Here is a 16,501-nt window from a genome sequence, read left to right as displayed (position 1 = left end):
ACGTTCTTGGTTGTTATTTAACTGTCAGGGTTGAACACCTATCATATCTATCAGGATCTGGCTGCCATCCGGACCAGTTTGGCTCAGTAATCCCTTAGTAGCCGCAGGCGGACGTTGCGGGTTGTAGTACTTCTTCCGTATATCTGTTAAAGAAGTACTGATCTCATTACTGGATACATAATAAAGCGCTTTGGCAAGATGTTCCAGATCACTATCGCATTGCTTCATCCTGTCTTTCAGTGTATCAAAAGCTGTCTGCAATTGTGTTTGTATATCATTGCCCTGCCCGTATATTCCGGAGAGATAGATCTTTTTGCCGTGATTGATCCGGCATACTTTGGAATATACAGGAGAAGGTGTTACGCCGGGGGGTGTGAGGTATTCTATTAAAGCAGTATTACCTGAAGGGGATGCAGCAATCAGTTCAATTTCCACCAGCGGGTTTTTACTGTTCCACCCGGTATATACCACAGGCGGCATAGGGCTTCCGGAAAAAAATGCTTTCACTTCCTGTTCCACCAAACCCGTGCTGTCCACCGGATGCACAAAAGCCCTTACCTGAACAATATGTTCCTTATTCAATCCGAGGAATTGCAGCGTACTGAGCAATTGCTGCATGGTATTGGCGGTAGCTTCCGGCAGGCGGCCATCTGCAGCCATCCCTGAAATGAATACCATACCGCCTTTGGGCAATACTCCTACCTGGGGGGAACGGACCACCCCGGCACCCGGTAAAGCAGAAACAGCCACCGCATCCATTGCCAGCAGCACACCGGGATGTAACAACCTGCCAACAATAAAACTTACCGCAGGCTCCTTCCCTTTCGCAAACCGCTTCGCGATCTGTTCCTTCACCAATGGCACCAGGTTTGCTGAAGTAACGCTCACATGCAGTTTGATAATATCTTTACTTGCCGAGCGTGCACCTGCCAGTGCCCGCGAAAGATTGCTGAACACCTGGTTGATCTGCTGCAGGGGATCATCTTTCCCTATTAATTTTCCTGCATCGTTTAGTGGCAGGATAAGCGCAGTATGTGCTAAGGGCGCAGCATCCACTATCACAGCACCGGGAACGTACCTCAATGTTTGGGCAGAACATACAGTAGCCAATAGAAGGCCCGATAAGAACAAAATCCTTTTTTTCATCGTTGATTTGTGTTGATAATAACAGGAGTACTATAATATTACCAGAAGAACCTGGCAGCGAGGAAACTGCGGATTTCCAGGAGAGCGGCAGACAGGTGGTTCTTCACCGTATGCTGCGATATGTTCATTTGTTCGGCGATGTCTTTGTAGGTTTTACCTTCCATATTCCGCATGAGGTATACGCGTCTTCTTTTGGCTGGTAGCTTAGCTACCACCGTAGCCAGCACAGACTGGAACTCCCTGGCTTCGATCCTGGAAACACCATCTTCATCCATCTGCCCCATGGCGCCCCGGATCTTTTCCTTCAGGTTATTGTCTGTAGCCGCTTTCCGCAGATGTTTGATCACTTTGAAACGCGTCATCCGGAAAAGATACGCTTCCATGTTATCTATCTCCGGAATCCTGTCCCTCATATTCCACAACGCCAGGAACACCTCCTGGATAATATCCTTAGCAACGGCGGCGTCTTTGGACATGCGGAAGGCCAGTATATATAAGGGGTACTCGTATGTTCTGAACAGATCACTCACATATGGTTCATGTTTTCTGTCAGGCGTATACTTCGTATTCATAACCGGTCAATAATGTTAATCATATCTGTTTCCTAAGTACTAAACACACACGCGTACTTAACCGGTTGCAGGAACACCATTTTACGGGCACGTACCCGAAAGATAGCCTTTTTTTAATAAAATAAAAGACTTTTTAAGGAAATTAATCAGGAGGTAACAAGTTCAAAAAAAGAGACCCACGCATAACGCAGGTCTCTGACAAACCGGGTTTCCAAACATAATCAGTTAAAATATCAAGGAGACTGCATATGGAAGAAGATGCCTGTATATAACCAAACAAGCAACAGGATAATAACAATAATAGCTATCGCCGCCTTATACAGGCGTGAAAGAAAAGTGGGTTCTGCCATATTTCAAAAGTGTAAGCGCTAGAACTGCAGTGGGTTACAATAGGTTTCCATCTGGCACTCATGCCTGCTCATCTGCAACGAAATTAATGCGGCTCACTGAAATAATACCGCAATCGCTTTGTTATTGTGAAAAAGATGCACCTCATCATACCATTACCGGGCATAAGAGGCAACTCCGGTCCATGGAAGTGTTTTCCCCATACCATCTCATACCTGTTATTCGCTTGACATAGGCTTAAGATAGGTATGGCAATATGCGATCTTTGTCTTATCTTAGGGTTATGGCAGTATCTGAACATAACGTCATCACCCGCGGGGCCACCGGCACCTTCGGTAAACAGATCGTCTTCCGCCAGCGGAATGGCAAAACCGTGATGTGCAAACCTCCCTGCAAGTACCCTCCTAAAACCGCTACCCAGGTAGCGAACCAGGAACGTTTCAAAAGGGCCAATAACTTTGCGAAAGCCGCCGTCAAAGACCCTGAGCGGAAAGCTTATTACAAATCTATTGCCAAACCCCACCAGACTGCCTTCAACGCCGCTTTCCAGGATGCCTACAATAAACCGGAAGTAACTGTTGCCATCAATAAAGGAACAGTGGTCATCAAAACAAAAGGGAAACACCGCATAAAAGAAATAAAGATCATTACCCCCTCCGCAACAGGGTTTGCCGTTTTCAAAAACAAACGCTGGGAATATCCGCTGAAGGAAAAACGCTTCACGGTAGAAGTACATGATATAGCAGGAAATATCTGCACAAAACAATGGCAGACATAGCAAAACTTAACCCAAACTTCATCCGCTGCTCCCTATAAAATCCGGAAATTCGCGCCCGGGTATTTCTGCCTGTAAAAATATACCTTCAATATGAAAAAAACGCTCATTGCGATCTGCGCTTTCACACTGTGTATAACCGCAGCCAAAGCCCAGGACGCTCATGTGGTCCTTATCAGTATCGACGGCTTAAGACCTGAATTTTATAAAGACCCTTCATGGAACATGGTGAACCTCCGCCAGGCCATGGAAGAAGGCGCCTATGCTGATGGTGTGGATGGTGTGTTCCCTACTGTTACCTACCCTTCCCACACCACCATGATCACCGGCGTAAAACCATTAAAGCATGGTATATTCTACAACACCCCCTCAGAGCCACAGGGTGTAACCGGCAACTGGACCTGGCAATACAGCAACATCAAAGTACCAACACTCTTCAGCCTCGCAAAAGATAAAGGATTAAAAACAGCTTCCGTTTTCTGGCCAGTTTCCGTTGGCTCTCCTGCTACTTACAACATTCCTGAATTCTGGTACCTGCCAAAAGAAAAAGGCGGAGAACGCATTATGGCACAGGCATTAAAGGAAAATGCCAATCCTCCGGGGCTCTTTGAAGAACTGGAACAAAACGCAACAGGTAAACTGGAAGAGCTTGATTTTAATGGCGACTACCTGGGCATAGACGATAACCTCGCCCGCATGAGCAGTTACCTGATCCGCAAATACAAACCCTCTTTCCTGGCCGTACACCTCGTAACCGTAGATCACTTTGAACATGAAGAAGGCCGCGATGGCCCTAAAGTAAGAGCAGCCATCGCCGGAGTAGACAGGGCTGTAAAAACTATTCGCGAAGCCGTGGAAAAAGCAGGTTTGCTGGAAAAAACCACCTTCATTGTTACCGGCGATCATGGCTTTGTAGATATCCACACCGCCATTGCACCAAATGTATTGCTGGCTAAAGCAGGATTATATGATCCAAAGCAACCGGAAAACTGGAAAGCCTATTTCCATGCAGCAGGTGGTGGCGCATTCCTGCAACTGAAAGACAAGAACGATAAACAGACGAAAGAGAAAGTATTGCAGCTCCTCAACGCACTCCCACCGCAACAGAAAAAAACCTTTATCATCAAAACCCGCGAAGAGCTGGATGCCATCGGTGCAGATGCCACTGCTGCATTTGGCATTGCCGCACAACAGGGCTTCACCTTCAGCACTACTGCCACAGGAGCGTTCATGCGCGCCACCAAAGGAGGCACCCATGGTTTCTTCCCTGACTTTAAAGAGATCCAGACAGGTTTTGTAGCCTTTGGCAAAGGCATCAAAAAAGGTACCGTGATCCCGCAGATGGGCCTCGTGGATATTGCACCACTGATCAGCAAGGTCCTTCAGCTGGACCTCCCCGCAGGAGATGGATTGCTGTATGATGGGTTACTCACTAAATAATTAAAGAAGCCGTATAGACCTTTCGATCTATACGGCTTCAAAATCATACCTGGATCATTTCTTCTCAAAAGTAAATGCCGGCAGATCAATCCTCAGCCCTCCCTGCATTGCAGATTCATGCGCCAATATCCCCACACAGGTAATATTAGCAGACTGCACCGCATTAGGATATGGTGAACGTTTCTGCACCAATGCACTCACAAACTCATGCACCAGGTGGGGATGCGATCCTCCATGCCCTGCCCCCTGCGTGAACGAAAGATGCTGATGGTCATCTGTATCATATACCCCTTTTGTAGTGAAGCGTTGTATTGCTTCCGGCAGCAGGCGGGCATAATCAGGAGAATGTACTTCTTCCGGGATTTCCGGTTCCGGCTTTCCACCTGTGTGTACGACCAGCGGGTTTCCTTCTATCAATGGCCACTCTACGGATTTAAGTGAGCCATATACTTCAAAGCTTTCCCTGTACTGCCTTGCTGTATCAAAAAGAGAACGGTAGATGTGTGCACTGATATCCGAATTCCTGAACTTAATATGTGTGCTTTCTATTGCAAAAGGAGAATTATAATATTGATGCAGTTCTTTATTGATCTCACCGGATCCGAAACAGGAAACATATTCTGCTTCAGCCCTTGTTAAAGCCAATACAGGCCCAACGCAATGCGTGGCATAATACATTGGGGGAAGCCCCGGCCAATAGTTAGGCCATCCATTCATATCCTGCTGGTGACTGGCTTTCAGGAACTGGACCCTGCCCAGCTCGCCTTTATCATACAACTCCTTCATAAAAAGGAATTCACGCGCATACACCACTGTTTCCATCATCATATAGGTAAGGCCCGTTTCCTTCACCAATTCCACTATCTGGCGGCATTCATCTACCGTAGTGGCCATGGGTACTGTACAAGCCACATGTTTTCCGGCCTTTAAGGCTTTAATGGATTGTATGGCATGGTCCGGGATAGGGGTATTGATATGTACAGCATGAACAGCAGGATCTTTCAGCAGTTTATCATAATCAGTATATCTTTTTTCCACGCCCCAGGCATCTCCTGTCTCATTTAACTTTTCTTCATTACGCTGGCAGATAGCGTACATATGCACATCAGGATGACGTTGATAGATCGGAATGAACTCCGCGCCGAAACCCAAACCTACAATAGCAATATTGATCATAAGAATTAGTTTTTAAGTTTATTTAGCCCAGTCTTTCAAAAAACGAAGGCCTTCTGTAGCAAAGCCGTCCTGGCTTTCTGCCATGGGATGCCAGAAACACACTGCACCTGCCAGTTCCTGGTTGGCTGGGGTGAAACTTTCTATGGTTACCGTGCCTGTATAATTAATTGCTTCCAGGCCTTTGCGATAAGCCAACCAGGGGGTTTGCCCTGTTCCCGGCGTTCCCCTGTAGTTCTCCGATACCTGCAGGTGGATGAGCTTATCTCCTGCTGCAAGGATCGCCTGTTCCACATCCCTTTCTTCAATGCTCATATGAAAGCCATCCAGCATAATACCTGCGGCAGGATGTTGGATGTCTTTCACCAGGCGTAATACATCTTCCGTAGTATTTACCAGGTCTGATTCAAAGCGGTTGAGTGGTTCTAAAGCAATGCTGAGCCCCCGGGCTGCGGCCATATCGCAAACAATGCGCAGATTTTGCACCGCAAGGTCCCATTCCTTTTTACGTTGTTCAGGAGGTATCATCCTTGCTTTCCCTACAGCTGAATACATAGGGCCGCCAAAGAAATCAGTACCTAAGGCAACACAAATATCCAGGCAGGCGGCGATATAGGTAAAACAGTTCTGATGCACTGCGGGATCTTCATGTGTAAGATCGCGTGAAGGCCCGAAAGCGCCGCAGATATTTGCTTTCAGGTTGTATTTCACGAGTGCTTCCTGTACTGCTTTTACATCAATCAGTGCAGGGTCTTCCACTGCTATCTCCACTACATCAAATCCCATGCTGGCGATCTTCGGGAACAATTCGTGGATGCTGGCTGTGGAAAAGGGAGACGTCCACAGCCAGGTACTCACACCAAATCTAACGGGTAAGGCCATATAATTTTTACTTTGTAACTCTTAAGATTCCATTCATAATACGCCAGTGGCCCGGGAAGGTACAGATGTAAGGATAATCCCCGGGAGTAGCTGGTATTTTAAATGTAGCGGTGAACTTACCGCCTGGGTTCACGAGTGGTGTAGACAGTAAAACCTCAGGTATTTTAGGCACATACTGCATTTTCACACCATTAGGGTCCTGTGCCAGTTTATCTGCTGCCGCGCCTACTTTCTCTTTGGTATTGGGTTTCACCAGCAGGAAGTTGTGCTGCATAAAGTCTGTGTTCTGGAATACGAACTGAATGGTGATGCCCGCTTTCACGGTGATCAGTTGCTGATCATATTTCATCACATCCTTGATCACCTTCACCACAATGGTACGGTCTATTTTAACATCCTTATCTGTTGTGGCAGTTGCAGACGTTAGGCCAGCCAGTGTTTCCAGCCTTGCGTTCACTAAGTTCGCATTGAGGAAGAAAAGGCTATCCGGATAACCTGCTACCCTGTCATCTCCCTTGCTATTATCATACCCTACTCGCAATGGCAGGCTCAGTTCTTTTTTAAACAAACCTGTAGCCTTAGCAGTTGCTGCTTCTTTATCATTAATGATCAGCTGCATGGTGCCGTTCTTTTGCAGACCGGCTTTAAAGGAAAGGTTGGAAGGCAGATCTCCGGTACTTACGGCTTCGAATGCTTTACCATCCTGGTTCACTACAAAATGCATTTTGTTATTCAGCACATACAGGCCATAACCATTTGCCTTGTTACCCTGAGCCGCTACCACGCCATTCAGTGCAGCACCCTGCCTTGTTTCTATATTGCCTGAAAGCAGGAGTTCTTTGTCCGCTACTTCAGGAGCTGGTGCATCATTGCCCGGCCTGGCCCTTCTCAAAGACAAACTGCTTAACCGCTCACCAAAAGCAAGCCGCTGTGCTACAGATGCCTGTATCAATGCAGGGTTTTCATTCAATCCTCTTTTGCGGAATGCGGCCCTGAATGTTTCCTGGTTGAGTTTACCGGAAATAGTGAGTGCCTGTTTTAACCAGGTATCATCTGTATTCTCTTCCTGCTCTGCCATATTCACCAGCACATTTCCGATCGCCGCGGAAGGTTTCATTTCTGTAGTAGCCAGTACTGCTGCGAGGCGTACCCTCAGGTCTTTATCCTCAAACAGTTTAGCTTTCTGAATGGCAAGGAAAGTGGCAGGGCTGGCAGGCAATACCTGGATAGCCGCTCTGCGTACACCGGCGGAAGGATGATTTAATGCTCCTGCTGCAACGGCTAAGGCCTGGGGATTTGTTCCATCCAATGCCTGCAAACCTTTCAATGTCCAGAGTGCATGTATGGCCGGTGCATTGATCCCTGCACCATCCAGTTCCTTATCCTGTATAATCTTATACAAAGCAGGCAATACAGTTTTGTTTTTATCCTCAATTAGTAAACGCTGTGCGGTAAGGCGCCAGAACATGTTATCGCTGGAAAGCGCTTTGATCAATCCTTCTGTATCGCTCTTGCTGAGTTGGGTAGTATTCTTCTGATCATTGTTCTTGTTATAAATGCGATAGATACGTCCACGCTCATGGTCCCGCAGGGGATTGATGTAGGCATTTCCTTTTCCGTTCTCCGCCTTATAACCTCCCCAGTCAGGAGCAGGTGTTGGGTTATGCTGGATAATAAAATCATACCAGTCCGTTACCCATAAAGCGCCATCCGGGCCAACTTCAGCCTGTATAGGCCCGGCCCATTCATCTGCGCTCACCAGCATATTCCAATCATCTCCATCTTCTTTAAAACCTGCCCCCACTTGTTTTAAAACATGTTTGTGGATCAAACGGCCTGTAGGCTCTGTTACAAAAGCGATCCTGTTCCAGTATTCCTGCGGGAAAGTTCTGGCTGTATATAAGCTATGCCCCGCAGCTGCTGTGAAACCTCCAAACACATCCACCTGCCGCAGATTTTTTGTGGCAACGTGCATGGCATAGTGTGCATCGATCTTTTCCACACCGCCGGACCGTAGCTTCGCTTTTTCAAAATACCGGTTGGGGATGCCCATGAAACCGCTGTGGGTATTATTCGCAGTGGAAATGAACACATCGAACTCTTCTGAGAAACCCAGCCCCCAGGTATTGTTGCTGGTAGAAGAAATGTATTCCAGCCCTTTCCCATCCGGGTCAAAACGATATACACCCTGGCTGAAACGCAAAGAGTCCTTGCCACTTTTTCCTTTGAAACCTGAGTATCCTACAACACCCCAGATCTTATTATCAACACCATAACGAAGGTTAGAGGCTTGCGCATGGGTATCGCTCTTACCCCATCCATGCACCATCGGCTGCCTGATATCTGCTTTATCATCGCCGTTCGTATCTTTTAAAAAGAGGAAGGAAGGCGCCTGGCTCACAATAATACCGCCATTCACAAAAGTGAAGCTGGTAGGAATGTTCAGCTTATCAGCAAAGATGGTGAACTTATCTGCTTTACCATCTCCGTCTGTATCCTCACAGATCTTAATGCGGTCATCTCCTTCATCATCATTTTTTATTTCATTGGGATAATCCACGGTTTCGATCACCCATAAACGCCCCTTTTCATCCCAGTTCATGTAAATAGGATTTACAATATCCGGCTCTGCCGCAAACAACTGTAATCCAAAACCAACGGGCACCTGTATGAGCGACATGGATTCTTCCGGCGTCAGTGGCAATTGCACTTTGGGCGCAGGGTCCCGCTTTTCATAATTAGGTACAGGGCCATCCACATAAACAGGTTGTGCTATTTTATAGGATGATAAGTTAGCCCTCGCTTCATCTCCCACTGCCCAGAGGATACCATTCTTCACCAATGCCAGGAAACCGGGGTTATTAAAGGTATTATCATCATGCCCGTAAGCAGTATAAAATACACGGCCTTTACCATATGGCCTTACCCAGGTATACGGTTCATGGTGTGTTCCTTCCACCCGTTCAGTAAGTACTTCTATGTTTTTACTGATCTTGTCGTGCACATACGTTTCATCTTTCGTTACAAAAGCTGTGATGCCCTTCATCACCGGGTGTTCCGGCTTCAGGATCACTGCAGGAAAGGAATCGTACTGATGACTTTTGAACTGCCCGCCTATCATTTCCACTACCTCCGGAGAGTTGCGGAAGCAATAGGATGCGCTGTGCAAAGGAATAAAGCCCTTGCCGCTACGCACAAAGTTCAGCAGCGCGGTTTCCTGCGGTTTGGTAATGGAATCGTGATTGGCATATACGATCAGCCCATCGTACCATTTCAGGTTGGCCTCATTGAGATCGTTGGGATCGGTGGTATAGGATATATTAATACCATCCTTAAAATATTCCTTCGTAAAGATCTCCGCCAGTTTTTCACTGTCGTGATGTTTGCTCTTATGACCCAGGAATAATATCTCCAGGCGGCGGGGCACATCCGAAGAATGTTGCTTTCCGGCGCTGATAAATAATAATGGTGCAATGATGAGGCACACGCTTGCGGTGAAGTTAACCTTCCATAACATGGCAGTAAGTTGAATTTGTTACCACCAAGGTAGACAGGAATTCACCCATTTCCTTCTTAGATTATATCCAAAAATGACTGTATTATATCACCGTTTTTAGGTATTTTACATAAAAACCAGACAATCCACACTATTTTGAAGCATGTTTTTCATAAATCAGAGATACCACTCTCCCAGATCTTTGTGGTTCGCCGCCTCCAGGAAAACCACTTCGATCCTATCTGGCATGCTCATTCCGAATACCAGCTTTTTGTAGTGCTGGAAGGCACCGGCACCCGTTTTATCGGAGACAGTATCAAAGCATTCAAACCGGGGGAACTCATTTTCACCGGCCCCCACCTTCCTCATTTATGGCGCAGCGATGAAGCCTATTTCGGAAAAAATGCCTCCCTGAAAACAGACGGTATTGTGATCTACTTCAATGAACATTTCCTGGGCGATCATATGATGGACAAAGAAGAAATGATAGCCCTCAAAAAATTGTTTGACCGTGCCGGGCGTGGACTGGAATTCTTTGGTGGCCCAAGGGAACAGATCATCTCTATGATGCAGGAACTCACCGGCATGAAGGGCCTGCAGAGTGTGATACAGCTCCTTCAGATCCTCGCCATCATGGCTGGCACAAAAGAATACGACTATATCTCGTCCAGGGCCTATGAATTAGAGAACAACCCCGGGGAAGCAGACCGGATGAACATTGTATATGACTATGTATTGAAGAATTTCCGCCGTAAGATATTGCTGGAAGAATTATCAGAACTCCTGCACATGACGCCTACTTCCTTCAGCCGGTATTTCACCACCAAGAACAATAAACCTTTCTCCCGCTTTGTTTCCGAAATACGCATCAAACATGCCTGCAAACTATTAACAGAAACAGATGCCCCCATAGCGCATATCTGTTATGAATGTGGTTTTAACACCCTTTCCAACTTCAATAAGCAGTTTAAGGAATTCATGCTCCGGAAACCCGCAGAGTATAAGAAGGCGTTTTTGAGTATCTGAATAAAAAAAGCGCCACTGTAAAGAGTGGCGCTTTTTTAGTTTATACAACCAATGGTTTCAATTTCGTTCCAATCAACCCAATGGACTCCATCAATTTCTCATGAGACAATTCCGCACTATCCATCTGGAAAGTAAGCCTGGATATACCGCCTAACGCTTCCGCATGCCTTAGCACCTTTTCCGCTACCTCTTCCACACTACCTACCAGCAATGCACCCGTTGGGCCTGCCTGGCTGTAAAAGCGCTCCCTTGTCATAGGCGGCCAGCCTCTCTCCTTTCCAACCTCCGTCATGCTGGCTGCATAGCCCGGGTAGAAATCCTCAAATGCTTCTTCCGTTGTATTGGCCACATAGCCCAGGGAATGCAAACCTACTTTCAAGTCCTCCGGCGAATGCCCTGCTTTTTTCCCAGCCTCCCTGTAAAGGTCTATCAATGGGCGGAAACGATGTGTTTCTCCTCCAATGATGGCTACCATCAATGGCAAACCCAAAGTACCTGCACGTACAAACGACTGAGGCGTACCACCTACTCCCAGCCAGACAGGCAATTTTTCCTGCGCCGGTCTTGGGTAAACAGGCTGGTTCCGTAAAGCAGGTCTGAATTTACCGGACCAGGTCACGAATTCATTATCCCGGATCTTCAGCAGGAGGTCCAGCTTTTCCGTAAACAGCGCATCATAATCCTGCAAACTGTAACCGAACAAAGGGAATGCATCCGTGAAAGAGCCTCTGCCTACTACCATTTCAGCACGGCCATTGGAAATAAGGTCCAAAGTGGCATAGTTCTGAAAGGCCCTTACGGGATCTATGGCACTGAGTACGGTTACTGCACTCGTTAACCGGATACGTTTGGTGCGGGCAGCTGCTGCTGCAAGGATCATGGAAGGTGCAGAATCAAGGAAACCCTTTCGGTGGTGTTCCCCGATCCCAAAGATGTCCAGGTTGGAACGGTCTGCAAATTCAATCCTTTCCAGCAATTGGTTCATGGCATCCTGATCGTTCAGGGCATTGCCTGCCTTTTCACTGAACCTGGCGGCGAAACTATCTATTCCTATTTCCATATTAATTATTAGACTTCACTAATTGTATTTCCATATTCAGTTTCACTTCATCACTCAACACAATACCACCAGCTTCTGTGGTAGCATTCCAGCGTAAACCGTAATCTGTGCGGTGCAGCCTTCCTTTTAATGCAAATCCTGCCTTTTCCTGTCCCCATGGGTCTACCGTATAACCGTTACGCGTTACCTCCAGTTCAATGGGATGTGTTTGCCCTTTAATGGTCAGTTCACCTAAGAGTTTATACTGTTCGTCTGTTATCTTCTTCACCTTCGTGGATACAAAATTGATCTTGGGGAATTTTTCCGTATCAAAGAAATCGCCATTCCTGAGGTGTTCGTCCCTTTGTTTGTTCTGGGTATTAATACTGTCTGTTGCGGCTTCAAAAGTAATGGTGGCGTCGTGAAAATCATCGCTGGCTGTTTGAATGCTCCCGGAGAATTGGGTAAAATAGCCGCTCACGTTAGTGATCATCAGGTGTTTTACTTTGAATCCTATTTCGCTGTGTGATTCATCGATCTTCCAGTGTGTCATAACTTGTTTTTTTTATGACATAAAAGTAAGGTAGGTTATTCTTACAGTAGTTGGATAGAAAGCTGGAAATGATGGACGATTTTTCTTTTGGGCTTAAAGAAATGTTAAAAGCACCTTTTCCCCAAACTGTGATGGCATGAGGCTTGCTGCTATTTGTTCAAACTCAACTCATATGAAAGCATTTGCCATTATACTCATCATTGCCGGTATTGCCATGGTCATCATCCGCGGTTTTTCTGTTCAGACAGAAAAGAAGGTATTGGACGTAGGCCCCCTGGAAGTAAATAAAACAGAGAACAAATGGATAGGCTGGCCCACCTATGCAGGAGGCCTTGTAGCCATTGTAGGGGTAGTATTGCTTGTGAGCAGCAACAGGAAACGTTGATAGTTAGCCACTTATAAAAGGCTGCTTTTAGATGTAAAATTTGTAATATATTTGACCCTATTTAATAACCGATTACCTACAAAAACCCTCTACCTATGCAACAACCGAACAGCCGTCAGGGCGATGTTTTAAACACTCCTTCCCTATCATTTCATGGAAGCGGTGAAACTTATTTCGGCATTCTGATCGTTAATATGCTCCTTATGGTCGTGACCCTTGGATTTTATTATCCCTGGGCAAAGGCAAAGGAACTGCAATTCCTGTATTCCTCTACTGAAATGGAAGGCTCCCGGTTTTCCTGGAATGGAACAGGTGCTGAGATCTTTAAGGGATTCATTAAAGCGGTGGGCATCTTTGCCGCATTAATTACCATAGTATATATTTTCAATGCTATGGGATTACCTTTCCTTTCCGTCCTCGTTTACCTGGTTTCCCTGTTACTCCTTGTTCCTTATGCCATTCATGGTTCTACCCGTTACCATTGGTCAAGGACTGCCTGGAGAAGTATCCGTTTTGGATATCGTGGCGACAGGAATGAATTCATTAAGCTATTCATCAAAGAAATGCTGCTTACCCTTGTAACATTGGGTATTTATGGATCATGGGCGGCTATGAACATTCGTAACTACGTGATGAGCCATCTCCGTTTCGGCAGTGGCGAATTCTATTATGAAGGAGATGGCTGGGAATATTTTAAAATGAACATCAAAGGCTATTTCCTCACCCTTTTCACACTGGGTATTTATATCTTCTGGTGGCAGGCTGATATATTCCGTTACAGCATTGATCACATGCGCCTGCTGCATGGCAACAAGTCCTATAACTTCCAGTCGAAAGCTACAGGTGGTGGTTTCGCGGGATTGCTGATCGTTAATATGCTGATCTTCATCTTTACCCTCGGCTTTGGTTTTGCATGGATCCAGGTGCGTACCATTAAATTCCTGCTGGCCAATGTAGAGATCGATGGAGATATCAGCCTGGCTGATCTTCAGCAAACAGAAGAAGAATACAGGAACGCTATGGGCGAAGACCTGGCAGATATATTAGACCTTGGTGTGATCTAAACAAATATGTTCCCAGGAAAGTATTACGATCACCAGACAGCACAAGCCATCCCGGCCAATATCCAGCTATTCGTGGAAAGCTTACAACTGGAGCTTCCCGGAGGAAAAAAGCTGCATTGGCTGTTTACGGAGATCACTGTAGAAGTGGTGGACCGTAACTTCATCCGCATTACAGCAGAAGGTACACTGGAAGTGAACGATCCCGTTTTTGTAAAAACATTCCTGCAAAAATACAAGTACACACGAAGCGCCGGCTTACATCAGCTGGCGCTTCGTGGTGGCTTGAAAGCCACGCTGATCGTATTATTGGTAATAGCCGGCATATTACTGTCCGGCCATTTTTATGTTCTGCCCTGGTGTGTCAACCGGGTGGTAGACAGATTGCCGCTCTCCTTTGACAAAGAGCTTGGAGACCTCGCAGCACAAAGCATTCATGAAACAAGCGACCCCGCAGGCAGTCAAATCCTCCGCAATTTTGCCCACCAGATACAATGGGATACGCAGGATACACTCAGCTTCAGTATTGTAAAAAGTGATATTGAAAATGCGTACGCACTACCCGGAGGCCGTATAGTGGTCTATACCGGTTTGTTGGAAAAATTACACACTTCGGATCAACTGGCAGCCCTCTTATCTCATGAAGTAGCACACGTCACCCACCGGCATTCCGTTAAGAAATTATGCAGGGACATGAGTACCACCATGCTGGTAAGTATCGCATTGGGCAGTGCCGGCGGCGCTACCAATACACTTTATGCCAATGCCAGTTCGCTCTATAGCCTCACCTACTCCCGTCAATATGAACAGGAGGCGGATCTCATGGGCATGGAAACTTTACGCCGCAACCATATCAATCAGCTGGGTATGCTGCAATTGATGCAGGTTTTGCAGCAGCTGGACCAGCAAACGAACATCCCCGAATTCGTCAGAACCCACCCACTCACCGATAACAGGGTGAATTACGTTCGTAAGGGTATAGCAGAACACCCCGCTGCTTTCAAAAAGAATGCGCAGATGGAAGAACTCTTCCGGCAGTTACGCCAGCGTTACAGCAAATAAGGCTTCCCCGTATGCTATAAATTCAGTATTATGTAATAATGAAAGCATACCTATTATTGCTGATAGCCACCCTGCTCATACAGGCCTCCTCCGCGCAGGACCTCCCTCAAAAAAAGGATAGTATCTACTCCGCTATCCTGCAGGAGCAACGTTCACTCCAGGTGATCCTCCCTTCCAATTACAACCCTTCACAGGTTTATGATGTACTGTATGTAATAGATGGCGAATGGAACACCTTAACCTTCTACAATATCAGGCGTTACCTGCAGGCGGTAGGGTTTGCTCCGCCAGCTATCATTGTAGGTGTACCGAATACCTATAAAGATGATATCAATATGCGGGACAGGGACTTTCTGCCCACCCAGGTAAAAAATACTCCTTTCTCAGGTGGTGCAGCCAATTTCCTCTCCTTCTTCAAAACAGAACTAATTCCTTACATCAATAAAACTTACCATCCCGGCGGGGAGTCTATTCTCTTCGGCGCTTCCTTCGGAGGAACATTTGTGATGTACGCTTTACTGACCGATCCCGATGTATTTAAAGCTTATCTCTGCTCAGATCCTGCCTTTTGGTGGGATAACCGGTACCTTGTGAAGCTGGCCGGTGAGAAACTGCCGCAGGCAAAACTGAATGCCAGAATGCTCTTTATCGGCGGAAGGGCCGGGAAAGCGGCGGAAAGCATGGGCATTGCTGCAATGGATAGCGTTTTACGGGCAACCAAGCCGGCAGGGCTTGCCTGGAAAGTAAGCGGCTATGAGGGTGAAACCCATAACTCGGTTACCTTTAAAACAAATTACGATGCACTTAAATTCACGTATGGAGGCTATACAAAGAATATGCAGCTTTTCGGTATTCACGGAGGAATAGTATTACCTGAAAAGCCCATTACGATCAGCTTGTATGCAGAAAACCTGGATATACGTTATACAAACGACAGCACATTACCCGCAAAGGAATGGATACCTGTAGACACGCGGCTGGTGGTAACAAACCCTGATCATATGACCGTAAGATCTTTTTCTCCAAGCGGAAGATATACTGCAAACATTCCATTGCATCTCAGATCAGGTACTACACTTGCTCCCGCTAAAAAGAAACCCGCTCCCCTGCATTTTGCTTATTTTGACCTTACAGCAAAGAACCGAAAACCAGTCAAAACAGGCCATGTAGATGCTACCTTCCAATTAAAGGAAGCAGGTTTACCTTCCTTTGAATGCCTGGTGGAAGGCGCGCTCACTATCCCTGATAAAAGTTATTATGTGCTGCAACTGGATGATGGAGAAGGTTCTGAGGTATATATAAATGATACTTTACGGGTAAAACAACCTGTTGGCGTAAAAAGACAATCTATTATACTCCCGTTGGATAAAGGAGTATATGCGCTGAAAATAAAACTGATACAAGCTGCATCTCAGCCACTCCCCCGCTTCTTTGTTTTTAAAAGTACAGATGGCCAGGATGAATGGTGGAACAATGTGATCTTTAAACTTTAAAAAAAAGAAGCTGCCTCATTGTGAGACAGCTTCTTTTAATATTAGTTATT

General features: G+C 46.3%; 14 protein-coding genes. 7 read left to right on the top strand and 7 right to left on the bottom strand.

Annotation, left to right across the window (positions count from 1 at the left end):
- Window positions 1-24: 24 nt before the first annotated feature.
- Window positions 25-1,146 (bottom strand): RidA family protein, encoded by a 1,122-nt coding sequence (locus tag BUR42_RS04040; protein WP_084185362.1) that lies wholly within the window; start codon window positions 1,144-1,146, stop codon window positions 25-27.
- A gap of 38 nt (window positions 1,147-1,184) precedes the next feature.
- On the bottom strand, window positions 1,185-1,718 hold the full coding sequence (locus BUR42_RS04035) for an RNA polymerase sigma-70 factor (RefSeq protein WP_074238011.1): 534 nt from the start codon (window positions 1,716-1,718) through the stop codon (window positions 1,185-1,187).
- A 631-nt stretch (window positions 1,719-2,349) separates the two neighbouring features.
- Here BUR42_RS04035 and BUR42_RS04030 point away from each other — a divergent pair.
- Both BUR42_RS04030 and BUR42_RS04025 read left to right on the top strand, forming a co-directional pair.
- A complete protein-coding gene (locus tag BUR42_RS04030) occupies window positions 2,350-2,844 on the top strand; it encodes a hypothetical protein (RefSeq protein ID WP_074238010.1) in 495 nt (164 codons plus the stop codon).
- Window positions 2,845-2,934: 90 nt separating this feature from the next.
- Complete coding sequence (locus BUR42_RS04025; protein ID WP_074238009.1) at window positions 2,935-4,281, top strand: alkaline phosphatase family protein; 1,347 nt, start codon at window positions 2,935-2,937, stop codon at window positions 4,279-4,281.
- A gap of 54 nt (window positions 4,282-4,335) precedes the next feature.
- Here the strand turns inward: BUR42_RS04025 and BUR42_RS04020 are convergent, their stop codons facing one another.
- Genes BUR42_RS04020 through BUR42_RS04010 form a run of 3 tightly spaced genes read right to left on the bottom strand, consistent with a single transcriptional unit; the run spans window position 4,336 to window position 9,853 of the window.
- Window positions 4,336-5,457 (bottom strand): Gfo/Idh/MocA family protein, encoded by a 1,122-nt coding sequence (locus tag BUR42_RS04020; RefSeq protein WP_074238008.1) that lies wholly within the window; start codon window positions 5,455-5,457, stop codon window positions 4,336-4,338.
- An 18-nt stretch (window positions 5,458-5,475) separates the two neighbouring features.
- Window positions 5,476-6,336, bottom strand: a complete 861-nt coding sequence (locus BUR42_RS04015) for a sugar phosphate isomerase/epimerase family protein (protein ID WP_074238007.1) — start codon at window positions 6,334-6,336, stop codon at window positions 5,476-5,478.
- Between the two features lie 7 nt (window positions 6,337-6,343).
- Entirely contained in the window at window positions 6,344-9,853 is a 3,510-nt protein-coding gene (locus tag BUR42_RS04010) for a PVC-type heme-binding CxxCH protein (protein ID WP_074238006.1), read from the bottom strand.
- Between the two features lie 135 nt (window positions 9,854-9,988).
- Between BUR42_RS04010 and BUR42_RS04005 the strand changes: the two genes are divergently transcribed.
- The gene (locus BUR42_RS04005) at window positions 9,989-10,858 is read left to right on the top strand and encodes an AraC family transcriptional regulator (protein WP_074238005.1); all 870 of its coding nucleotides are present in this window, start codon (window positions 9,989-9,991) and stop codon (window positions 10,856-10,858) included.
- 40 nt (window positions 10,859-10,898) lie between these two features.
- Here BUR42_RS04005 and BUR42_RS04000 read toward each other — a convergent pair whose 3' ends face one another.
- Together BUR42_RS04000 and BUR42_RS03995 are read right to left on the bottom strand one after the other, a co-directional pair.
- Window positions 10,899-11,918: an LLM class flavin-dependent oxidoreductase gene (locus tag BUR42_RS04000; protein ID WP_074238004.1), complete on the bottom strand. Its 1,020-nt coding sequence runs from the start codon at window positions 11,916-11,918 to the stop codon at window positions 10,899-10,901.
- A gap of 1 nt (window position 11,919) precedes the next feature.
- A complete protein-coding gene (locus BUR42_RS03995; RefSeq protein ID WP_074238003.1) occupies window positions 11,920-12,450 on the bottom strand; it encodes a YceI family protein in 531 nt (176 codons plus the stop codon).
- A 172-nt stretch (window positions 12,451-12,622) separates the two neighbouring features.
- Here BUR42_RS03995 and BUR42_RS03990 point away from each other — a divergent pair, with 172 nt between their 5' ends.
- The 4 genes from BUR42_RS03990 (at window position 12,623) to BUR42_RS03975 (ending at window position 16,451) form a co-directional block, all read left to right on the top strand.
- Window positions 12,623-12,835 carry a hypothetical protein gene (locus tag BUR42_RS03990; protein WP_074238002.1) on the top strand — a complete coding sequence of 71 codons (213 nt, stop codon included), beginning with the start codon at window positions 12,623-12,625 and terminating at the stop codon, window positions 12,833-12,835.
- Between the two features lie 95 nt (window positions 12,836-12,930).
- On the top strand, window positions 12,931-13,899 hold the full coding sequence (locus BUR42_RS03985; protein WP_074238001.1) for a YjgN family protein: 969 nt from the start codon (window positions 12,931-12,933) through the stop codon (window positions 13,897-13,899).
- A 6-nt stretch (window positions 13,900-13,905) separates the two neighbouring features.
- Window positions 13,906-14,958 carry a M48 family metallopeptidase gene (locus tag BUR42_RS03980; RefSeq protein WP_074238000.1) on the top strand — a complete coding sequence of 351 codons (1,053 nt, stop codon included), beginning with the start codon at window positions 13,906-13,908 and terminating at the stop codon, window positions 14,956-14,958.
- Between the two features lie 38 nt (window positions 14,959-14,996).
- Window positions 14,997-16,451, top strand: a complete 1,455-nt coding sequence (locus BUR42_RS03975) for an alpha/beta hydrolase (protein WP_074237999.1) — start codon at window positions 14,997-14,999, stop codon at window positions 16,449-16,451.
- Window positions 16,452-16,501 lie beyond the last annotated feature (50 nt).

This window comes from Chitinophaga niabensis, assembly GCF_900129465.1.
Taxonomy (GTDB): domain Bacteria; phylum Bacteroidota; class Bacteroidia; order Chitinophagales; family Chitinophagaceae; genus Chitinophaga; species Chitinophaga niabensis.
This window is presented reverse-complemented; position numbering and strand designations above follow the sequence as displayed.

Bases quoted from the DNA above. Each gene is read 5' to 3' on its own strand.
- BUR42_RS04040 (WP_084185362.1), bottom strand. From the start codon at position 1,146: ATGAAAAAAAGGATTTTGTTCTTATCGGGCCTTCTATTGGCTACTGTA.
- BUR42_RS04035 (WP_074238011.1), bottom strand. From the start codon at position 1,718: ATGAATACGAAGTATACGCCTGACAGAAAACATGAACCATATGTGAGT.
- BUR42_RS04030 (WP_074238010.1), top strand. From the start codon at position 2,350: ATGGCAGTATCTGAACATAACGTCATCACCCGCGGGGCCACCGGCACC.
- BUR42_RS04025 (WP_074238009.1), top strand. From the start codon at position 2,935: ATGAAAAAAACGCTCATTGCGATCTGCGCTTTCACACTGTGTATAACC.
- BUR42_RS04020 (WP_074238008.1), bottom strand. From the start codon at position 5,457: ATGATCAATATTGCTATTGTAGGTTTGGGTTTCGGCGCGGAGTTCATT.
- BUR42_RS04015 (WP_074238007.1), bottom strand. From the start codon at position 6,336: ATGGCCTTACCCGTTAGATTTGGTGTGAGTACCTGGCTGTGGACGTCT.
- BUR42_RS04010 (WP_074238006.1), bottom strand. From the start codon at position 9,853: ATGTTATGGAAGGTTAACTTCACCGCAAGCGTGTGCCTCATCATTGCA.
- BUR42_RS04000 (WP_074238004.1), bottom strand. From the start codon at position 11,918: ATGGAAATAGGAATAGATAGTTTCGCCGCCAGGTTCAGTGAAAAGGCA.
- BUR42_RS03995 (WP_074238003.1), bottom strand. From the start codon at position 12,450: ATGACACACTGGAAGATCGATGAATCACACAGCGAAATAGGATTCAAA.
- BUR42_RS03990 (WP_074238002.1), top strand. From the start codon at position 12,623: ATGAAAGCATTTGCCATTATACTCATCATTGCCGGTATTGCCATGGTC.
- BUR42_RS03985 (WP_074238001.1), top strand. From the start codon at position 12,931: ATGCAACAACCGAACAGCCGTCAGGGCGATGTTTTAAACACTCCTTCC.
- BUR42_RS03980 (WP_074238000.1), top strand. From the start codon at position 13,906: ATGTTCCCAGGAAAGTATTACGATCACCAGACAGCACAAGCCATCCCG.
- BUR42_RS03975 (WP_074237999.1), top strand. From the start codon at position 14,997: ATGAAAGCATACCTATTATTGCTGATAGCCACCCTGCTCATACAGGCC.